Origin of the sequence: Virgibacillus sp. LDC1 (assembly GCF_025792345.1) — a bacterium.
GTDB lineage: Bacteria > Bacillota > Bacilli > Paenibacillales > Paenibacillaceae > Paenibacillus_AQ > Paenibacillus_AQ lautus.
The window spans coordinates 639,358-658,462 of record NZ_JAOXLZ010000002.1 but is presented as its reverse complement, the minus strand read 5'-3'; the positions used below and the strand labels follow the sequence as shown (position 1 = coordinate 658,462).

The window sequence follows — 19,105 nt, the reverse complement described above, 5'->3', positions numbered from 1 at the left end:
TCTCGTTGTTATCGTAATGTGATTTGTGCCTTGTCCTGATCTTCAAGCTTGATTACCAAGCTTTCTTTAGAATCAGCTACGCTATCGGGTACTTCTATGACAACAAATCCGGATTTCTTAGCCAAAGGCTTGATGCTGCCTGTTCCCAGATCCCCATCGATCATGGTTACCGTATAGTTATACTCATATTCCTCTTTGAATATGGCTTTCATACTTACGCCACCAATTATGGATGTGAAATCCTTTGCCTCTTTACCATTATTGGTGACCGTGTAATTTAGAATAAGGAACTTGTTGCCTTCATCAGCACTTGACGAAAACATATCTGCGCTTACTTTTTGATCAAACTCAAACGAATCTAGCACAACTTCCCAATCACCTAAGGTGAATTTTTCTCCAGGTTTGTTAGAAACCTCTTTTGGTTCCTCTTTTGGTTCCTCTTTTGGTTCCTCTTTTGGTTCCTCTTTTGGCTCCTCTTTGGCTGGCTCTGTTGTTGCTTCTTTGCTCGGCTCATCCTTAACAGTCTCCCCAGCTGCATTTGCACTTTCGTTCTGCTTGGCCGAGTCGCTGCTACTAGGATTATTTCCGCATGCCGAAATAACTAAAAATGCACAAATCATCAAAATAAAACCAAACTTTGTTCTCATTTACTGACCTCCGTGTAGGTAATATATACCACATTACCATACCATATATGATTTTTCTATTATTTTCTTAACATTTCGACATTTTGTCTTATGCAAGATTTAAAGCATTTTTTAGGGAATTTCCATCTTTTCTTCCTATATAAATCTAGCAAGTCAATACCTGCTTCAAAAAAAAGCGAATCCGATAATTCAGCATACTCGTATATGTATAATAGAGTGACGTGCAACTTTTTGGAGGTGGGCATAATGAATACTGGGATCAGTGGATTAGACGGACTGGATGAAGAGAAGCTATCAGAAATTCGCGAAAATGCCGCAAGGCTCTCGGACATGAAACAAGAAGTGCCCGTGGAAGAACTGTTCTCGGAATCATTTATTCAAAGACATACCAAGTTTTCTTCGATCGGTCACTTGCTGAAAGCTGCAGGTTATGAGGGAAGCACAGATGAAGAGTTTGACGAATTCATACAAGGACACACGATTAACCCATTTATCGTTGAACATACCCCATTTCGCAGCTGGCAGGATTTTCAGGAGCTAGCCGTATCCGCTTATATCACGAAATGGCTGGGACTCTAAATATTCAATCCAACATCCGCCTTTGCACAGGCGAGGGAAGATAACCAAAGAAGCCCCTCTAACCGAATGTTAGAGGGGCTTCTGATATATTTTTTAAGGGGTGCTTTTATCATAAACTCCGAATATTAATGGGAGCTTAAATTATGATTAAAGGGACATAAATTGTTCGATGGGGCACAAAATATACTCCCCCCCACCAAATGGTGGTTTGCATGTGCATGGAGGAGTACTGTTCCTTCCTATTTCAAAATTATCAGGTGTATTTTATTCGGTTGTAACTGTTGCCGTCTTGGTCTTGTTATCCCAGACCACCTTGGCACCTAATGCCTCACCGATGGCCCGAAGCGGCACATAGGTCACGCCATTCTCAAGCTTGCCATCCGCGATCTGCTTCCCGTTTACGATGACATTTACTTTATCCTCCACCGTAACAGCCCCCTCTTTCTTCTGAAGCCCCAAATACTTAGCAATGCCATTCACATGTCCGAGCACAATAGAATCCATAACATCCTGCCGTTTAAGCTTGGCTGCATCAGCCGCCACATCGATAAACAAGTTTTCGGTTAAGACAGCAGGCATCTTAGATTCACGGACCATATGCAAGTTAGCGGCCTTCTCCCCCCGATCGATGACTCCAAAGGGTTTAATGGCACTCATGACCTCCGTATGAATAACATTCTGCAATTTTACCGAACCAGAGTTTGCCGAGGTATATCGATATGACTCAAAGCCCCCGGCACCGCCACCCGCGTTACAATGGATGCTAACTAGGATATCGGCACCAGCGGCGTTTGCCTTACGAGTCCGCTCGGCTAATTCAAGGAACACATCTGAAGACCGGGAGAGTAGTACTTGGACATCGCCATATTCAGCTTCCAATCGTTTCTTCACAGCAAGAGATACGGCTAACACGATTTCCTTCTCCTGTAGGCCGTTTCCGGTTGCTCCGGAATCCTTCCCGCCATGCCCTGCGTCAATCCAAACCTTTTTCACGATCATTCACCGCCTTTGTAGGTTGTTGAATAGCCCGGTGATCCATTGCAGCGAAGGCAACTGCAGCAATTCCTTCCACTAATGCTTCCACGCTTATATTAGGCAAGCAACTGTAAGTCCTACTGCAAGGACGAGTATAATATATAAGATACTCCACTCTGGTGCATTCGGTGTTTGCTTGAGCCTATATTGAAGGGCCTAGATACAGTTTCAAGTCACCTTTTGAGCATAGGCACAAGCCTCTTGTTTTACATTTAATGGAACCCCGAAATTGAAATTTGCGTATTGTCGTGTAAGGGATTGATTCTACGGTTTACCATGTTCGTCGGTGCCATTCATACCTGGCTTGGTCTATTCATATTCAGATATTCCGAAGAAATGGCAATCCGAATGAATCGGGATGAATACCATTTTATTTTCATTGAGCCTTTGGTGAGGGGCGGATTATATGTCTGGTTTTGTACTTATCGTGTTTGCTGTCGTGTTTCTTATACGTGGTTTATTGCGAATACGCAAACCCACATGGGGTTCCTTATATAGAATCTGGAGAATAAAGTACGAGTCTGAACCAGGTTCGGACTACGTTCAATATATCAAATCCAGTGGACTTCCTCTGCTGATTCTGGGATCCATTTTATTCGTGGCTGGAATTCTAGTTATAGTTCTTTGAGCATCTTTTATATGGCGGTTTTGTCCAGGTCCTCGCCGTTTCCCGAGATCGATATACTGCCGATGGGTCCGCACTGGAAGCGACAGATGGCTGACTGCCAATGAAAATTCAATCAGCACAGACCATGATTCACACTTTACACAAAGTGGTTTCTCTCCTAACATCCTGGTAACACACATTCAGTACAATGTCCCTATCGCAACCCATTACATCGATGAAGGGATATGACAAAATGAAGAAGAAATTCAAGAAAATACTCGCGCTGCTGTTGCCGGTCACGATGATTGCGGCACTGCTGTCCGGTTTCGAAGCGTCCGCAAGTCCGGCCGCTTCCCCAGATATCGACAATAGCTTCAAGATGGCCATACTGCCGGATACGCAAAAGTATGCGCGCTACAAAAACGAGCTTTGGCTGTCGCAAACGAATTGGATTGCAAAGAACGCGCAAAAACAAAATATTGTTTTCACCGCACATTTAGGAGATTTGGTCGATCGTGCTGATGAAGATTACGAATGGCGCAACGCCGACGAAGCGATGAAAGTACTTGATAAAGCCAAGCTTTCGTACGGTTTTTTGGCAGGAAACCATGACGTGCTCAACTCGCAGCAATACGACAACGAGCGGGATTTGGCCAAGGAACCGTTTTTGAACTATTTTTCGACAGACCGGATGAAGAACATTCCGGGTTTTACCGGCCATTCTGAGAACGGATTTAATTCCTACTATATTTTTGATGGGGCCGGGAAAAAGTACATGGCACTCTTCCTGGATTGGAGAGCGTCCGAAGAGACGTTGAAGTGGGCTCAAAAAGCAATCGACAAACATCCAACGTACCCGGTCATGGTGTTCACCCACCAACTGCTGAACATTTCCAACGACAAAAAATCAGCCGTCATGACAGATCACGGGCAATTTCTATGGGACAAGCTGATCGCGAAGAACGATCAAATCTTCCTCACCGTAAACGGTCATCATCATGGTTATGCTCACACGATCAAGAAAAATAACAAAGGTCACGACGTCGTTATGATGGTCGTTGATTATCAGAGCGCCTTCCATGGCGGCAACGGAATGTTACGAACATTTGAATTCGATATGGAGAAAAACCGCATTCATACATCCTCCTTCTCCCCATGGGTTATGGGAATGCCGGAGAAACAAAGAACCCCGTTCGATGAGGAGAGATTAGTAGACGATTTTAACGATTTTACAGTCGCGATGGATTTTGAAGAACGGTTCTCCGGATTTCAGCCCATCATTTCTGTCAATAAAGAAGTACCGAAAGTAGAAGGTACAGTCGCTTACTGGCAAATGGACAACCGTTCGGCCGCTGAAGGGCAAGCTGTGGCAGGCAAGGGAGCAGCGGTCAAAGATCTTTCCGGAAAAGGCAACGATTTGTACCGTATCGACGAAGGCGACGCCAAGCCAGGCGATTTGGTCTGGTACAAAGGAAATGCGCAAAATCCGCAAAGCAATTCGGGCATTCGCTTCTTCAACAACAAATCGGAAGAGAAAGGCTCGTATTTGCAAACGTCCGATCAAGCACCTATCAATGCATTGACATTCCCGAACGGATATACGATTGAAGCGGTCGTGAAGATCGGGCCTGATTTTGAAGCCGACAAGCATTCCTGGATGGGCATTCTGGGCCGGTACGGCACCGGACAGGACGTTGGCAAGAAAGAAGGCGACGCCGAGGCTCCGCTAGCAACGTTGGCTGTCTCAAGCTTGCGTGAAATTCAATGGGCGTCCTTCCCGCTCAATTATGGAAGCGAGCAAACGAGTTGGTCCTGGGAAATGGACGACAGCTGGCACCATATCGCGCTGGTCAACGACGGGCAATCAACGAAGATGTATATCGACGGCGTGGAAGTATTGCGCAATCCCGACACGAAGCCGCGGGGCATTGCCACGATCGGCAAACCGTGGATTATCGGCGCGAGCCAGTATGCCAATAAGCTGGACGGCGTATTTAACGGATGGATCAGCGAAATTCGTATCGTCGACCATGCACTGGAGAAAAAAGATTTCTTACCCTAGCTAGACGCATGCGCAAGCGTCGGGATGATTCCCGGCGCTTGCAGTGCTCCTGCTCGCTTTTATTCTGAGTTTTTCTGCCAGAGATTTTTGAGTTGCTACTGCTAAGGTTGATCAATATATAAAAGCTACGGGAAATTCATTCTTGGAGGCGAATTTAAAACTATCTTTAGCAATGATCACAAAAACAGCGCGGCCCCGAAAAAACGGGAAGCCGCGCTGTACTTATGTTTATAAAGATGCTGGTGAAGGGAATTGAACCCCCGACCTACGCATTACGAGTGCGTTGCTCTACCCCTGAGCTACACCAGCAAATGTGGTTCGATGTTATTCCTCACGAAACAACAAAAATTATTATAATACTTCAGCAACAAAATGCAAGTCCTATTCTTACGGAAATATCCTCCGAAAATGGCGGCATTACCCGCCTAACTTCTCCTGCACGGACTGGATCTTCTGTTTGCTCGAGGAAACTTGGTCCCTGCGGTCGTCGATCTTCACGGAAGTCGATACGCGCTGGGCACCGGACAGAAAAGGCGCTTCATGCAAAGCCTCAATCGCCCGCCAGATCATGTTGAGCTCTCCCTCGATGATGGTACTCATCGAAGTCAGCTCATTGGATATTCCATCCTGCTGTTTCAATATACGCTGCATCTCGGCAACATAAGAGCTCAAACTCGTTGTTGCGGTTCCGATCGGAATCACCGTTACCTCCGCTATAGCCATCTTTTAAAACCTCCCTCGTTCCCATCTCATCTGTTATGGAATGCTTTAAACTTCCGGATACAGTTATCATATCAATTCTAGCCCTTCATATCAAAGTCCGTCCGTCTTTAGCTTCACACAAGATATGGTGTTCCTTCCTCGTCTCGTCCATACGAATACATCTTATTTTGTCAAAACGATAATATACGTGGTATCAGCGCAGAAAAGGTCGCATTTGGTCACAATTCAGGAAATGTTATGGCCTTTTGGCAGTTTCTTAACTGGCACAATGACCGCTCGTTTGCTATAATTCTTTTTGCGTTCAATTTTAAGAATATGGTTTACAAACACAATATATTGGGTTAAATTAGATTAACAACAACCAAATATAGTGTATGTAGGTGCCGGATCAACCTATAAGGCAGTCCGGCTTAATAGGGAAGCATGGTGTAAATCCATCACGGTCCCGCCACTGTAAGGGCTCTTAGGCTGTTTATGAACCATCAGCCATCCCCATACGACATATGCCACCGAGGAACCGGAGCAAGGTCCCGGGGAAGGGAATGTCGAGGGAAGAAGCCCAAGTCAGGAGACCTGCCTATATACAGATAGACACCAACCTACGGGGTTTTAGGTAAGTGTTCGTTAAACTTGCGTCTGTACATAACATCTTGCCCGTTCACGGGCTTATGGCAAACGTCATTTTCGAATCACAGCGCACGGACATTTTCAAGCCTGCCCGCGGGTTTTAGAAAATGTTTTTTTGATGTCCTTTTTCATATTTCCCCCGAAGAAAGCGAGGAATTTATTCATGCCCCAGCTCGTAGTTAAACCGAACAACCGTCAGCTCGCCTTTGATGAAATTCGTCTCTCCGTCTATGCCGACCGGACTCTGAAAGGATTGGACATGCTCGATAAGGAGCGTCTGCTTCGCGGCGTCAATGCCAAATTGCGCGGTGAGCAAGTTACCGGCGAAGAAATCAGCAGCGCCTTCACGATGTCCGCCCTTGAGCTTGTAACCAAGGAAGAACCGAATTGGAAGTTTGCAGCTGCGCGTTCGTTTCTGACCTCTTTATATAAAAAAGCGGCCACCAACCGCCGATACAAAGCCTATCCGGAGGAACCGTACGGTGCCTTCTACCCGCTCATTACGGAGCTTGTACAGAAAGGCATCTATCGCGAGGATCTTCTGACCAGCTACACCAAAGAACAAATCGAAGAACTCGGCGAATGCATCGATCCAAGCCGCGATCTGCTGTTTGATTACATCGGTCTGTTGACGCTGGCTGAGCGTTACCTGGCAAACGACTTTGACGGTCGCGTCATGGAACTTCCGCAAGAACGCTATATGGTCATCGCGATGTTCCTCATGCACAACGAGCCTGCCGACAAGCGTCTTGACCTTGTCAAAGAAGCCTACTGGGCCATGAGCAACCTGTACATGACGGCTGCTACGCCGACCATGTCTAATGCAGGCAAAAAAGTAGCCGGTCAGCTTTCCAGCTGCTTCATCGATACCGTGGACGACTCCCTGGAAGGAATCTTCGATTCCAACACGGATATCGCCCGTCTCAGCAAAATGGGCGGCGGCATCGGGGTGTACCTCGGTAAAGTCCGTGCACGCGGCTCTGACATCCGCGGTCACAAGAACACCAGCTCCGGCGTTATCCCTTGGATTCGCCAGTTGAACAACACCGCTGTTAGCGTTGACCAATTGGGAACTCGTAAAGGCGCCATCGCCGTTTACCTGGATGTGTTCCACAAAGACATCCTGTCCTTCCTCGATCTGAAGTTGAACAACGGTGACGAGCGCATGAGAGCACATGACGTGTTCCACGGTGTATGTCTGCCTGACCTGTTCATGGAGGCTGTAGAAGCACGTGAAGAGTGGAGCCTGTTCTGTCCGCATGAAGTGAAGAAAATCATGGGCTGGAAAGACGAGAACGGCCGTCCGCTGGGCTTGGAAGACTTCTATGATCAAGGTCAAGGCGAAGGCGAATTCCGTCAAAAGTATGCTGAAGCCGTGGCGAACCCGCTGCTGCCGCGCATTACGGTACAAGCCATCGACATTATGAAGCGCATCATGAAATCCCAGCTTGAGACGGGCACGCCGTACATGTTCTACCGCGACACGGTCAACCGTGCGAACCCGAACTCTGCGCATGGCATGATCTACTCTTCCAACCTGTGCACCGAGATCATGCAGAACCAATCTCCGACGGTCGTTGAGCAAGAGGAGCTGGTTACGAAAGACGGCCAAACCCGGATCGTGATTTCCAAAATCCCTGGCGATTTCGTTGTCTGCAACCTGAACTCCATCCACTTGGCTCGTGCTGTACCTGCCGGTGTGCTGGAGCGTCTCGTTCCGATCCAGGTTCGCATGCTGGATAACGTCATCGACATTAACAATATTGAAGTTCTGCAAGCTCAATACACCAACAGCCAATATCGTGCGGTCGGTCTCGGTACCTTTGGTCTGCACCACTTGCTGGCGCTGGAAGGCATCCGCTGGGAATCCGACGAAGCCGTTGCCTATAATGACAACCTGTATGAGCACATCAACTACCTGCTCGTTAAATCCAGCATGGAGCTGGCCAAGGAAAAAGGCCACTATCCGAAGTTCAAAGGCTCCGACTGGGAGAGCGGCGAGTACTTCACGTTCCGCGGTTACACCGACGGCGAGCATGAAGGCAAATTCGTAACCACCGAACAATGGCGCGAATTGCAGCAAGAAGTACAAGCGAACGGTGTCCGTAACGCATGGCTGTTTGCCATCGCGCCGAACGGCTCCACTTCGATCATCGCGGGTTCCACGGCGAGCATCGATCCATTGTACGAACTTCTGTCTTATGAAGAAAAAACCACCTATAAAGTGGCTAACCCGGCTCCGGATCTGTCCGAAAAAACGATCTGGTACTATAAAACGGCTTTCTTGATCGACCAGCATTGGTCCATCAAAATGGCTGCCGCCCGTCAGCGTCACGTTGACCAGGCGCAAAGCTTTAACCTGTATGTCCGCCCTGATATCCGGGCTTCGGAATTCCTGGAGCTGCACCTGCATGCCTGGAAAGCCGGCATCAAGTCCACGTACTATGTACGCAGCCGTGCGCTGACGATTGAAGAGTGCGAAAGCTGTGCTAGCTAACCTTTAATTTCGAACCCACCCAAACCCTCCCTTCCAAGGGAGGGCCCCAAGGGCTCTGCCCTCTGGACACCCGCAAGGTGTGCAGGGTGTGAATGAGGCGCTTCTACGTTACTCTGGTGGCTAGGAGCGCTTTCTCCCTTCGGGAACGCTGGAATGTAGTGCGGAGGCTAATGAGTTACTTCGTGCGTTTAATTGAGCTGCTGTCTGCTGGGATCGCTCTCCCCTTGGGAATCGCTTCTCATGCGGTGCAGGGACCATGTGTTACTTCGTGCGTTTAATTGAGCTGCTGTCTGCTGGGATCGCTCTCCCCTTGGGAATCGCTTCTCATGCGGTGCAGGGACCATGTGTTACTTCGTGCGTTTGGTTGAGCTTCTGCCTGCTGGGATCGCTCTCCCCTTGGGAATCGCTTCTCATGCGGTGCAGGGACCATGTGTTACTTCGTGCGTTTGGTTGAGCTGCTGTCTGCTGGGATCGCTCTCCCCTTGGGAATCGCTTCTCATGCGGTGCAGGGACCATGTGTTACTTCATGCGTTTGGTTGAGCTGCTGTCTGCTGGGATCGCTCTCCCCTTGGGAATCGCTTCTCATGCGGTGCGGGACTACTGAGCTACTTCGTGCGTTTTGTTGAGTTACTGCCTGCGTGGATCGCTCTCCCTTCGGGAATCGCTTCTCATGCGGTGCAAACAAGCATCAAACGGCTGCATGCGGGTGTTCCCCGCATAGCAGGAGTGGATAAGCTTTCTAAATAGAAGACTACAAGGGTAAGGGTATCCAATCGGAAGAGTTTACGTCCGCATTTGGGAGTCCTTTGCAACCTTAAAAATACATTCAGGCAAAGGGCGGACAACAAGCGGCTGGAGATGGATACCCGTCCCGTGAATATGCTGGGAATTGTCCCTCAGCTTTGCCTATTCGCCGCCCTATCATGATATACAAGGAGAGAAAATCGGCATGCAAATGCAAAAGATATTTAACACCGAAGCACCCAACCGCTCCACTCGCGTCATTGAAGGTGAATGCTCCGGGATCTTGAACTGGAACGACATTCGGATGCCTCATATGTATAAGCTGTATAAGGTCCTGCTGCTGAACCACTGGATCGCAGACGAGATTCCGATGTCCAAGGATGCCCAGCAGTTCCCCCGCCTGGACCCTGAAGAGCAGCGCACCTTCAAGATCAACATCTCCCTGCTCGCTGTTCTGGATTCCATGCAGACGATGTTTGTAAGCGACGTGAAGCGTTATTTCACCGATTCGTCGCTCGAAGCCATCTCAGCCATCATCGGTCAGCAAGAGGTGGTTCACAACCAATCCTATTCCTATGTGCTTTCCTCCATCGTGTCGGAGCAAGAGCAGAAGGAAATCTTTGAATACTGGAAGCATGATCCGGTACTTCTGGAGCGCAATCAGTTCATCTCGAACATTTACCAGAACTTCCGAGACAATCCGTCGCCGCAATCCTTCTTCGAAGCGATGGTAGCGGACCTGATCCTGGAAGGCATCTTCTTCTACAGCACGTTTGCCTTCTTCTACAACTTGGCTCGTGACCAGAAGATGATGGCAACCAGCCAGATGATCTCCTATATTCAGCGTGATGAGAACCAGCACTGCTACTTCTTCGCCGAAGTGTTCAAGCAGCTGCTCAAGGATTTCCCTGAGCTGAACTCCAAAGAGAACATCGACTACCTGTACCGCACCATCGACCGTGCCGTCGAGCTCGAAACCAACTGGGCCCACTACACGCTCAGCAATGTGCGCGGCATCGATCTGAACGAATTGGGCGATTACATCAAGTACATCGCAAACCGTCGCATCACCATGATGGGTCTGGAAAAAGCCTACGAAGGCGTGGACGTTAACTGCATGCCGTGGATCAAGCCTTTCTCCGATGAAGCCCTCAACGCAACGAAGACCGACTTCTTCGAAGCTAAATCCCGTAACTACGGCAAAGTTGGCGACGACAACGGTTTTGACGATCTATAAGCTCCTCTCCATAAACACAAACCTCCGTGATCCCTTAACAGGAATCCACGGAGGTTTTTTTATTACTACATATGATCGGCCACAGTCCATTTCTCTTACTTACGGTTTATAAGTGCTACCCCTTGGCTGCCCATACCTCGATCTCTACCTGAATGGACGGCATCGCCAGTGCCGGCACGTAGGCCATCGTCATGGCCGGCGCCTTTCCCCCGTGGAATTTCTCCCATACCTGGTGGAAGTGATCCCAGTCGACCTCCTGAGCCGCCCAAATGTTGATTTTGACGATATGATCCGCCGACATCGCTTCCGCAGCCAATAACCTCTCAATGTTCGCCAAGGTATTCTCCACCTGCTGCTTCATATCTTCCGGTAAGTTCCCCTCCCTATCGGTTCCCACCTGACCGGAGAAGACCACCAGCCCGGCCCCTCTCGAAACCTGTGTTACATGGGTATAAGGCCCGATCGGCGGGGCGATAACACGCGGATTATACCGCTGAATTGGAGACCGCTGCTCCTCATCGGCTTCATTCAAAATAGCCAGCGTCTGATGGTCCTCCCACTTTCCGTTAATCTTTACGTTTTTCCTGGCAATGCCCTCCTTATGGAATCCGGCTTTCAAAAGCACTTGGATCGAGCCCAGGTTGTGCGGCATCACGCCGGCCTCAATCCGGTGAAACTTCAATTCCTGAAAGGCAAACTTCACTACCAATTGAACCGCCTCGGTCATATAGCCCTTTCCGTTATGGTCTTGGTCCAGAAAATAACCGATCCAGCAGCTCTGCAGATTCCCCCGCACCACTTCGGTCAGCATAATCTCGCCGATCAACACTCCGGTGTCCCGCAGTCCAATCACATAGAGATACCCCTGATCCGTCTTGCTGGATTCCCGGGCCTTTCGAATCCGTTCGAGTTGTCCTTCACTGGTGTAGAATTCGTCTCCTCTTAGGCCCGTGAACCGTTGGAAAAAATCCCGGTTATCCACCTCAAGCTTCAGCAGTGCCTCTACATCCGATTCCTCTACCGACCTGACATAAATCTGTTTCCCTTGCATGAACATGGTATACCTCTCCTTTGTTCGAATCATTTAGAAACGCAAAAAAACACCACAGCGCACCTGTGGTGTACATGCCGATCTATGCAACCACAAGCAAGCGACCTGTGGTGTTCAATTCCACTGCATCCTCATTCGGTCACCGAATGGAAGGATCCTTGATCGCTGAATATCCGATTTTGGACACACTTCTCCCATAATCGGACGGATCAAAGAAAACAGCGGTGGAGTATCCCATGCCTTTTGCCAAAGACGCCAATGATCTTTTTTTCATGTGAATACCCCCTTCTGCTTCGCGCCGTTCATCTATGCTAAACATCTATGTTCATGCAAAAATCGCTCGCCTTACAGCTCGAGTCGCAACGTTAGCTTTACATAATCTAATGAACCATAGGATACATGATTTGGCATGAATGATCAAATCCAACTGGATTCACATGACCGTTCCCTTCGGATTGTTTTTGGCCGGTCCTCTGCCCTGCTTCAGATGCTTCAGCTGGGCGACAATGATGACACTGATCACCACCAGCAGAAACCACGAGCTGATTTTGCCGATATGCACCAGACTCCATGTCCGCTCCTGACCCGGATAAGTCCAGGCTCCGAGAAACGTGGAAATATTCTCAGCAATCCAGATGAAAAAGCCAATCAGCAGAAACGACAGCACCAGCGGCATCCGCAAGGTTTTTCCGTCCACGTCAAAATACACCATGGTTCTGCCGAAAACCACGAATAACAGTGCCGTGAGAAGCCAGCGTGCATCCCACACGTAGTGATGGGTAAAGAAATTGGCATAGATCGCTGCGCTGATCAGCACGGTCAGCACAGGCTGCGGCCAGCCGGTAATGCGCAAATTCATTCGACGCCAAGCCTGGCATATATAACTGGCTACACTGGCGTACATGAAGCCGCTGTACAGCGGGACCCCGCCAATTTTGCTCCAGCCCTCCTCCGGGTAAGACCACGAGCCCATATGCACTTTATACAGCTCCAGCATCAAACCGATGACGTGAAAGACGCAGATGACCTTCAGCTCATCCCATGTCTCCAGCTTGCTCACCAGCATCCCGATTTGGGCCAAGACGCATATGAGAAGGATGAGGTCATACCGCGGCAAACCCGGAATCTCAACCACCTTGGTCAGTCCCAGCGCGCCGAAGATCATAACCGGAAATATGCAGGACAAGGCCTGATGATAACCGAAAATCCACAGCTTCCGTATAAATTCCATAAGCTCCTCCTACCACCTGCATTCGTATACTTCACCCTACCACAGACCGCGAATGGAATAAAAGAACAGCGTTGTCATAATTAGTCCCAGCCATTGACGGGCGTAAAGCAAAAAAAGTGAGCAGCCCTTCAGCCGCTCTCTCATCAGTTTACGTCCTTTTTGACCATGCTTGGGGTTTTCGCATAACGCCAATGATGAGTTCAACCACCCCCGTCCAATCGCTTGATCCCTTTCGGGTTACCCTGTCTTGCGCTAAGCTTCAACAGCTCGAAGGATCCTCTTCTCCACATGGCCGACGAACGCCGGATTAGAGCGCGACAGGGTGAGCCGATTTTTTCTTTTTGACCCGTAACAAAAATGTAAGAGGTATGGCAATAACCGCCACCATCGTTCCGATCATAAACACGTCATCAATGCCCATCGTTGTCGCGGCACGCTGGGTCGAAGCCCCCGCGCCCATGTAATAGGACGTTCTGGATACCACCAGCGCGCTGAATATGCCGATGGATAACGAAGCGAGCCCTTGGCGGGCCCAGTTCGTGATGGACGATGCGTGACCTGAATATTCGCTGGACACCGCGCTCATCGCTGCGTTCGTTAACGGCATATTGCATAATGCTATGCCAAGGCAGCGAACCAGCTGCAGCAAGGAAATGTACATAACCGACGTGTTGGTGCCGATTCCGCTGAAAGCGAGCGTGGCTGCCACAATGATGAGAACTCCCGTGATCACCAGCCGGAACGGACCGATCCGATCATAAAATTTCCCGATAATCGGCGACGCAGCTGCCATGACAATCGCGCCCGGCAGCATGATCAATCCGGTATCCATCGGAGACAGCTTCAGCACGGTCTGCAAATAGAGCGGCACCAGCAAGGTTCCCGTATACAGGGATATCGTCACGATGCAGTTCAGGATTAAGCTGTACCGAAATCGGGGGAATTTAAACACTTTAAGCTGCAATAACGGGGATGAAATCCGCAGTTCCCAATTAATGAAGAACAGCAGCAGTAAGATGCCGGAGAGGAGCAGGGACAGCGTCTTCCAGGATCCCCAGCCCCAGTCGTTACCATGGCTGAAGGAGAGCAGCAAAAGAGTACTGCCGGCCACCACCGTCAAGAATCCGAGGAAATCGAATGTCTTCTTCCCGGTCAGTCGGTAAAATGGAATGAATTTGCTAACGATGACCATCGAGATCAGGCCGATCGGAATATTTAGAATGAAAATCGATTTCCATCCAAAATATTGCACCAGCCAGCCGCCAAGTGTCGGTCCGATTACCGGTGCCAGCATGGAGGCCAGGCTCCATAGACCCATGGCATAGGCTTGCCGCTCCCGGGGGAATACCTGGTAGATGATGGTCATCGTAATCGGGATAATCATCCCCCCGAACACGCCTTGCGTAATCCGGAACGCAATCAAGGTCTCGATATTCCAAGCAACGACGCATAATAGCGACGAGAGCGTAAAACCCATTAATGCGAGGACAAACAGCCTCTTATAACTGAGCTGGTCCCCCATGTAACCTACGATAGGAGCCACAATCCCCGTTGCCAGCAGATACCCGGCCATCAGCCATTGGGTGGTGCTCAGCGTGGCATCGAACTGCTCCATTACCACCGGAAAGGCCACGTTAATGGTGGTGATGCTGAGCACCGCCAGAAAATTACCGAAAAAGATAGCGCTCATAATAAGCCAAAATGAAGATTTATCTTGTGTATTCACATGAAGCCTCCTAAACAAAGTAATCCCGCCCGGATCTGGTTAACAGAGCTGGAGGCGGGATTCGAAAGAGCATGGTCTTAGGTTATGGAAATAATTTTTTGCCAAGCAATCGCAGTAAAATATATAGGTTATCCGCCTCGTCCTCATCCAACTGCTTGAAGGATTCCATGACGGCATAATCCCCCTCGCTGCGCGCATCGAGCACAAGCTGCCGGCCTTCTGCCGTAAGATTGACATAGTGGCTGCGTCCATCGCTGGGATTTGGCGTTCGAACCACCAGCCTCCGCTGTCCCAGAGCGTCCACCAAATACGTGATCGTTGCAGCTTTAAGCTCCATATGCTCAGCCAACCGATTGGGAAGCAGAGGACCCTGCTGCTCGATCAAACTTAAGATCTTATACTGATTCATCGTTAAATCGTTCTTTCTCAAGTAACTCAAAAAAGATACGACCCGATGGCTCGTCATTTTATCCGATAACTCACGATACATCTCCATGAGTCTCTCGACGCTTGCTTCTCTTCCGTTCTCCAGAGTTTTTCACCTCGCTTTTTATTTTAGTTCAATGATTCTAACTTGTAAACATCATTTTCATGATTATTATTCTATTTTATCCCATTTATTAAGGGATAGCAGACTAATTACTTAAGTTATTCAAAGTTTATTTCAGAATTTCGAACATTCATATTCTTAAAATCAGAAACATCCACGGATGAAAATCTCCCAATCATTCCCCTGACTCGAAACGCTCGGTTTGATAACAGGCTCCTATATAAAAAAGGACTCGCAAGATCTATGCGATCTTACGTGCCCTTATCTTTCCCGTTTATTCCTCATCGTCTGCAAACAATTCATGCAGCATCGCTTCCCGGCGATTCACGAATTCCTTCGTAATCATATAATGATCCGTTTCCTCCAAGCTCGACTTTTCCACTCCTTCGGAAGTCAGCTTGTAGATGACGGAATCAGGATAGGCCATAACAATTGGCGAATGCGTGGAAATAATAAACTGCGAGTCTTCCTGGACCAGGTCATGGATGCGTCTAAGCAGCGCCATTTGGCGAAACGGGGACAAGGCCGCTTCCGGCTCGTCCATAATATACAGTCCGTTGCCGTCGAAGCGGTGCAGAAACGTCGCAAAGAAGGATTCACCATGGGATTGATGATGCAGCGACTTTCCGCCATAGGAGTGCCAAAGCGCCAGTGAATCGACCTCGGAGGCCACATTATAATAGCTTTCCGCCCTGAAAAAGAAACCGTCCCGCGGCTTCCGGACTCCTCGAACCGTACGAATATATTGATACAGCACAGAATGAGTCTCCGCCGTGGAAAAAGAGAAATTGATGGTGCCCCCCTCCGGATTGAAACCCAGCGCTACAGCGATCGCCTCCAGCAGCGTGGATTTGCCCATGCCGTTCTCGCCCACGATATATGTGACCTTCGGGTGAAAATGAAGGCCGTCCATAGCTGCTACGGCCGGCAAATTAAAGGGGTATTCCTGAAATGAAGGGATACGATCCCTCATTAACACAACGCTTCGTAGATAGGCAAGCATAGCAGCGTTATCCAAGCGCTTTCCCTCCTTGATTGTGAAGCCTATAATTACTTACTCTACTATATATCATTCAAGCAATGGTTCCAATTCAAGACCATCGCTCGATTTTTCTGAGCATAAGCATGGACATTTCCCTGAAGGGTGAATACGAACATCCTTTTTTACGCCATAACAGGAGGGCATTGCCTTGAGCTGTTGATGCCTCGTCGATACTCAATAAAAATGCGCCATCCCAGGGCTCGCCGGCACCTGGTATGACGCACTTTTTTATACGATATCGAATGCTGTTATTCTGCTATGCTATTCGCTTACGATAAACTGATAGAGCTCCTCAACCTTCTCTTCCGTCAAATCGCCGCTGTTATCGAATACCTTAATGGACGTCTGCGGAATGTCCCAGTTCACTTCCGGCACGAAATCGACGCGCTTCTTGAAGTCGTCCCAATGATCCAGCTTCCACTGATCCCGCTCGGTCTGTCTGTCAATGATGCGCTCCTTCTGCAAATCCATGTCTTTGAGCGCAACCACGATGACCTTCACGTCAACGTCGCTCTTCGTTAGCCCTGCAGATGCAATGACTTCTTCAATCCATTCGCGATTCTTGAGCTCTGCGGTAAACGGAGAAATCATAAAAACATTTTGTCCCGCACCCAGGTTCTCGATGCAAATATCCTTGGTCGTATCATATTCCAGATCGCGCAGGTTCTCTTTATAAAAGGAAGAGTCGCGGTCATTCGGATCCAGTCCGTTACTTTCCAGGAACTTCTCAACAAAGCGTCCCCCCACCGTATCACGGTCGAGAAATGCAGCCGGTATACGGACTGCAAGCTTCTTGGCTACGGTTGTCTTGCCTGTACCGGCCACGCCGACAAAAAACACTAGCTTTTGCAAATGGTATCCCTCCATATGATCTCTATCGCTTTCATATCCCTGCCGTCCACTCATGCCATCCTTATGCGCGTTCTGTCCGGTAACGGGTTTCTTCAATTAATTCCTCCATCGCGGAGGTCAAGCGTTCCTGAAGCACTTCCGCTACATCAAATCCGCCATCCTCGGTACGTGCCACCTGAGCATCCACCGCGTACACGCCGCCAAGAATATGACGAGCCCCGATCGAAGAAAGCACGGGCTTGAGCGAATAATCAATCGCCAGCAGATGTGCGAGACTGCCGCCGATAAACATCGGAAGCACGATTTTGCCGGCCAAGCCTTTTTGCGGAATCAGGTCTAAAAAGGTCTTCAGAACACCGGTAAACGAAGCTTTATAAACCGGACTCGCCACAATCACGGCATCGGCCTCGGCCACAAGTCCGTTCGCTTTGACAATATGCTCACTCTCAAACTTGGTATGAATCAAATCCTCAGGCGGCAGCCCGGCCACGTCGATCCGGCTAACCTCGAAATTCGCAGCAGTCAATGCCTGCTCCGCATATTCCATAACCGCATTCAATCGGGATCCGGCTGTAGGACTCCCGTTAATAATAACAGCTTTCGCCATAATCAATCACCTCGGCTTATCTTATAGTGTCGCCATCTCATCCATTCATAAGATCGCTATGTAAGGTCCTCTCGAACGTCAACCAATATAAATCAGAGCAAACTTGTCAGAATTAGTATCATCGTATCAATGTGTCCGCGCTTTTGTCAATGCAGCAACTCCGGCAATTGAACCTTGGCGATTCGCGAACCATTACACTTCGCTCCAATAGCCCGAGAGACATCGTAAAAAAATCTGTAACCCGCGTTTTTGCGCACGACCTTTCTCCTATTCTGCTCATAAACGGCACCCCCGACTGGGCGAATGCATAGAGATAAAGCATCGGCGTTTAACGAAAACACCCTGTACACCAAAGGAGGAATGAAATGAATCCCCAGCAGCCCATTCCATACGTAGGCTCCAAAACCGAATGCAAGGAACAGCCCATCGCTTTCCCTCCCCAGCATCAAAACTGCCAGCCCGGTCTTGAAAGCCTGATGTCGCCGCGTCCGATCAGCGAGGACCCCGCCTACCGGGGCAGCGGTAAACTGGATGGCAAAATCGCCATTGTCACCGGAGGGGACAGCGGCATCGGCAAAGCGGCGGCCATTGCTTTTGCCAAGGAAGGTGCCGATCTGGTCATCCCATACTTATATGAGACTTCGGATGCGGAAGTGACGAAGCAACGGATTGAGTCGCTCGGCAGACGCTGCCTCTTAATGAAGATCGACCTGCGATACAAAAAGAACTGCGAAGCCGTGGTGAACGAGACGATCGCCCGCTTCGGCAAGCTGGATGTTCTCGTGAACAACCATGCCGTCCAATATGTACAGCGCAGCATCTTGGACATCACGGAGGAACAGCTGCATCACACCTATCAAACGAATATCTTCCCTTCTTCTTCATGATCCAGGCTGCGCTGCCCCACATGAAATCCGGGGCGTCGATCATTAACACGGCCTCCATTACCGCCTATGAGGGATTTAAGGAGCTCATCGACTATTCTTCAACCAAAGGCGCCATCGTTTCCCTTACCCGATCCCTGGCCCTTTCGCTCGTCGATCAAGGCATCCGCGTCAACTCCGTCGCTCCCGGCTCAGTCTGGACGCCGCTCATCCCATCCAGCTTCCCTGCCGAAGAGGTAGCCGTATTCGGAACCGATTCACCCATGAAACGGGCCGCACAACCCTATGAGCTGGCACCCGCCTATGTTTACTTGGCGTCGTCCATCTGTTCCTCTTTTGTCACGGGTCAGGCTATTCACGTCAACGGGGGACAGATGGTAACCAGTTAAGAGCGGTGCCACAAG

Annotated in this window: 16 protein-coding genes, 1 tRNA gene, 1 pseudogene and 1 riboswitch; of the genes and pseudogenes, 5 read left to right on the top strand and 13 right to left on the bottom strand. The window is 49.3% G+C overall.

The genetic code is table 11. The annotated features are described in order from the left end of the window. Positions 1-8: 8 nt before the first annotated feature. Positions 9-647: a DUF4352 domain-containing protein gene (locus tag OHJ21_RS23570; RefSeq protein ID WP_486021294.1), complete on the bottom strand. Its 639-nt coding sequence runs from the start codon at positions 645-647 to the stop codon at positions 9-11. Positions 648-893: 246 nt separating this feature from the next. On the opposite strand from OHJ21_RS23570, the gene OHJ21_RS23565 reads away from it, so the two are divergent. Beyond that, a complete protein-coding gene (locus OHJ21_RS23565; protein WP_071222114.1) occupies positions 894-1,226 on the top strand; it encodes a hypothetical protein in 333 nt (110 codons plus the stop codon). A gap of 264 nt (positions 1,227-1,490) precedes the next feature. Here the strand turns inward: OHJ21_RS23565 and OHJ21_RS23560 are convergent, their stop codons facing one another. Then, a complete protein-coding gene (locus tag OHJ21_RS23560; protein ID WP_486021292.1) occupies positions 1,491-2,219 on the bottom strand; it encodes an N-acetylmuramoyl-L-alanine amidase in 729 nt (242 codons plus the stop codon). A 902-nt stretch (positions 2,220-3,121) separates the two neighbouring features. Between OHJ21_RS23560 and OHJ21_RS23555 the strand changes: the two genes are divergently transcribed. Continuing rightward, positions 3,122-4,930, top strand: a complete 1,809-nt coding sequence (locus OHJ21_RS23555; protein WP_486021291.1) for a laminin G domain-containing metallophosphoesterase family protein — start codon at positions 3,122-3,124, stop codon at positions 4,928-4,930. A 237-nt stretch (positions 4,931-5,167) separates the two neighbouring features. Here OHJ21_RS23555 and OHJ21_RS23550 read toward each other — a convergent pair. Continuing rightward, positions 5,168-5,239, bottom strand: a tRNA-Thr gene (locus OHJ21_RS23550). Positions 5,240-5,347: 108 nt separating this feature from the next. Next, positions 5,348-5,653 (bottom strand): MTH1187 family thiamine-binding protein, encoded by a 306-nt coding sequence (locus OHJ21_RS23545; RefSeq protein WP_486021290.1) that lies wholly within the window; start codon positions 5,651-5,653, stop codon positions 5,348-5,350. Between the two features lie 361 nt (positions 5,654-6,014). Further along, a riboswitch (cobalamin riboswitch) is annotated at positions 6,015-6,248 on the top strand. 195 nt (positions 6,249-6,443) lie between these two features. Between OHJ21_RS23545 and OHJ21_RS23540 the strand changes: the two genes are divergently transcribed. Both OHJ21_RS23540 and OHJ21_RS23535 read left to right on the top strand, forming a co-directional pair. Beyond that, the gene (locus OHJ21_RS23540) at positions 6,444-8,777 is read left to right on the top strand and encodes a ribonucleoside-diphosphate reductase subunit alpha (protein ID WP_127595569.1); all 2,334 of its coding nucleotides are present in this window, start codon (positions 6,444-6,446) and stop codon (positions 8,775-8,777) included. 949 nt (positions 8,778-9,726) lie between these two features. Further along, positions 9,727-10,758 (top strand): ribonucleotide-diphosphate reductase subunit beta, encoded by a 1,032-nt coding sequence (locus OHJ21_RS23535; protein WP_100540032.1) that lies wholly within the window; start codon positions 9,727-9,729, stop codon positions 10,756-10,758. Positions 10,759-10,873: 115 nt separating this feature from the next. On the opposite strand, the gene OHJ21_RS23530 is transcribed toward OHJ21_RS23535, so the two are convergent. The 9 genes from OHJ21_RS23530 to ssuE all read right to left on the bottom strand — a co-directional run bounded on the left by OHJ21_RS23530 (position 10,874) and on the right by ssuE (position 17,817). Next, entirely contained in the window at positions 10,874-11,815 is a 942-nt protein-coding gene (locus OHJ21_RS23530; protein ID WP_486021289.1) for a GNAT family N-acetyltransferase, read from the bottom strand. 133 nt (positions 11,816-11,948) lie between these two features. After that, positions 11,949-12,083 (bottom strand): hypothetical protein, encoded by a 135-nt coding sequence (locus OHJ21_RS23525; protein ID WP_256720505.1) that lies wholly within the window; start codon positions 12,081-12,083, stop codon positions 11,949-11,951. A 159-nt stretch (positions 12,084-12,242) separates the two neighbouring features. Next, positions 12,243-13,040 (bottom strand): DUF817 domain-containing protein, encoded by a 798-nt coding sequence (locus tag OHJ21_RS23520; RefSeq protein ID WP_486021288.1) that lies wholly within the window; start codon positions 13,038-13,040, stop codon positions 12,243-12,245. A gap of 36 nt (positions 13,041-13,076) precedes the next feature. Next, positions 13,077-13,244, bottom strand: coding sequence for a hypothetical protein (locus OHJ21_RS23515; RefSeq protein WP_486021287.1), 168 nt, complete (start codon positions 13,242-13,244; stop codon positions 13,077-13,079). Between the two features lie 103 nt (positions 13,245-13,347). After that, positions 13,348-14,766, bottom strand: a complete 1,419-nt coding sequence (locus OHJ21_RS23510; protein ID WP_100540029.1) for an MDR family MFS transporter — start codon at positions 14,764-14,766, stop codon at positions 13,348-13,350. A gap of 82 nt (positions 14,767-14,848) precedes the next feature. After that, positions 14,849-15,262 carry a MarR family winged helix-turn-helix transcriptional regulator gene (locus tag OHJ21_RS23505; protein ID WP_486021285.1) on the bottom strand — a complete coding sequence of 138 codons (414 nt, stop codon included), beginning with the start codon at positions 15,260-15,262 and terminating at the stop codon, positions 14,849-14,851. A 328-nt stretch (positions 15,263-15,590) separates the two neighbouring features. Beyond that, positions 15,591-16,334: an AAA family ATPase gene (locus OHJ21_RS23500; protein WP_486021284.1), complete on the bottom strand. Its 744-nt coding sequence runs from the start codon at positions 16,332-16,334 to the stop codon at positions 15,591-15,593. A gap of 285 nt (positions 16,335-16,619) precedes the next feature. Continuing rightward, complete coding sequence (locus OHJ21_RS23495; RefSeq protein WP_071222319.1) at positions 16,620-17,210, bottom strand: P-loop nucleotide/nucleoside kinase family protein; 591 nt, start codon at positions 17,208-17,210, stop codon at positions 16,620-16,622. Between the two features lie 61 nt (positions 17,211-17,271). Further along, the gene (gene ssuE / locus OHJ21_RS23490) at positions 17,272-17,817 is read right to left on the bottom strand and encodes an NADPH-dependent FMN reductase (protein WP_427492153.1); all 546 of its coding nucleotides are present in this window, start codon (positions 17,815-17,817) and stop codon (positions 17,272-17,274) included. 365 nt (positions 17,818-18,182) lie between these two features. Between ssuE and OHJ21_RS23485 the strand changes: the two are divergent. Next, a pseudogene (locus OHJ21_RS23485) lies at positions 18,183-19,090 on the top strand (SDR family oxidoreductase). Positions 19,091-19,105: the final 15 nt, after the last annotated feature.

What these genes read in the sequence shown, in the direction of transcription:
- OHJ21_RS23535 (WP_100540032.1), top strand. Translation starts at nt 9,727, where the DNA reads ATGCAAATGCAAAAGATATTTAACACCGAAGCACCCAACCGCTCCACT.
- OHJ21_RS23570 (WP_486021294.1), bottom strand. Translation starts at nt 647, where the DNA reads ATGAGAACAAAGTTTGGTTTTATTTTGATGATTTGTGCATTTTTAGTT.
- OHJ21_RS23540 (WP_127595569.1), top strand. Translation starts at nt 6,444, where the DNA reads ATGCCCCAGCTCGTAGTTAAACCGAACAACCGTCAGCTCGCCTTTGAT.
- OHJ21_RS23530 (WP_486021289.1), bottom strand. Translation starts at nt 11,815, where the DNA reads ATGTTCATGCAAGGGAAACAGATTTATGTCAGGTCGGTAGAGGAATCG.
- OHJ21_RS23565 (WP_071222114.1), top strand. Translation starts at nt 894, where the DNA reads ATGAATACTGGGATCAGTGGATTAGACGGACTGGATGAAGAGAAGCTA.
- ssuE (WP_427492153.1), bottom strand. Translation starts at nt 17,817, where the DNA reads ATGGCGAAAGCTGTTATTATTAACGGGAGTCCTACAGCCGGATCCCGA.
- OHJ21_RS23520 (WP_486021288.1), bottom strand. Translation starts at nt 13,040, where the DNA reads ATGGAATTTATACGGAAGCTGTGGATTTTCGGTTATCATCAGGCCTTG.
- OHJ21_RS23525 (WP_256720505.1), bottom strand. Translation starts at nt 12,083, where the DNA reads ATGAAAAAAAGATCATTGGCGTCTTTGGCAAAAGGCATGGGATACTCC.
- OHJ21_RS23555 (WP_486021291.1), top strand. Translation starts at nt 3,122, where the DNA reads ATGAAGAAGAAATTCAAGAAAATACTCGCGCTGCTGTTGCCGGTCACG.
- OHJ21_RS23505 (WP_486021285.1), bottom strand. Translation starts at nt 15,262, where the DNA reads ATGGAGATGTATCGTGAGTTATCGGATAAAATGACGAGCCATCGGGTC.
- OHJ21_RS23545 (WP_486021290.1), bottom strand. Translation starts at nt 5,653, where the DNA reads ATGGCTATAGCGGAGGTAACGGTGATTCCGATCGGAACCGCAACAACG.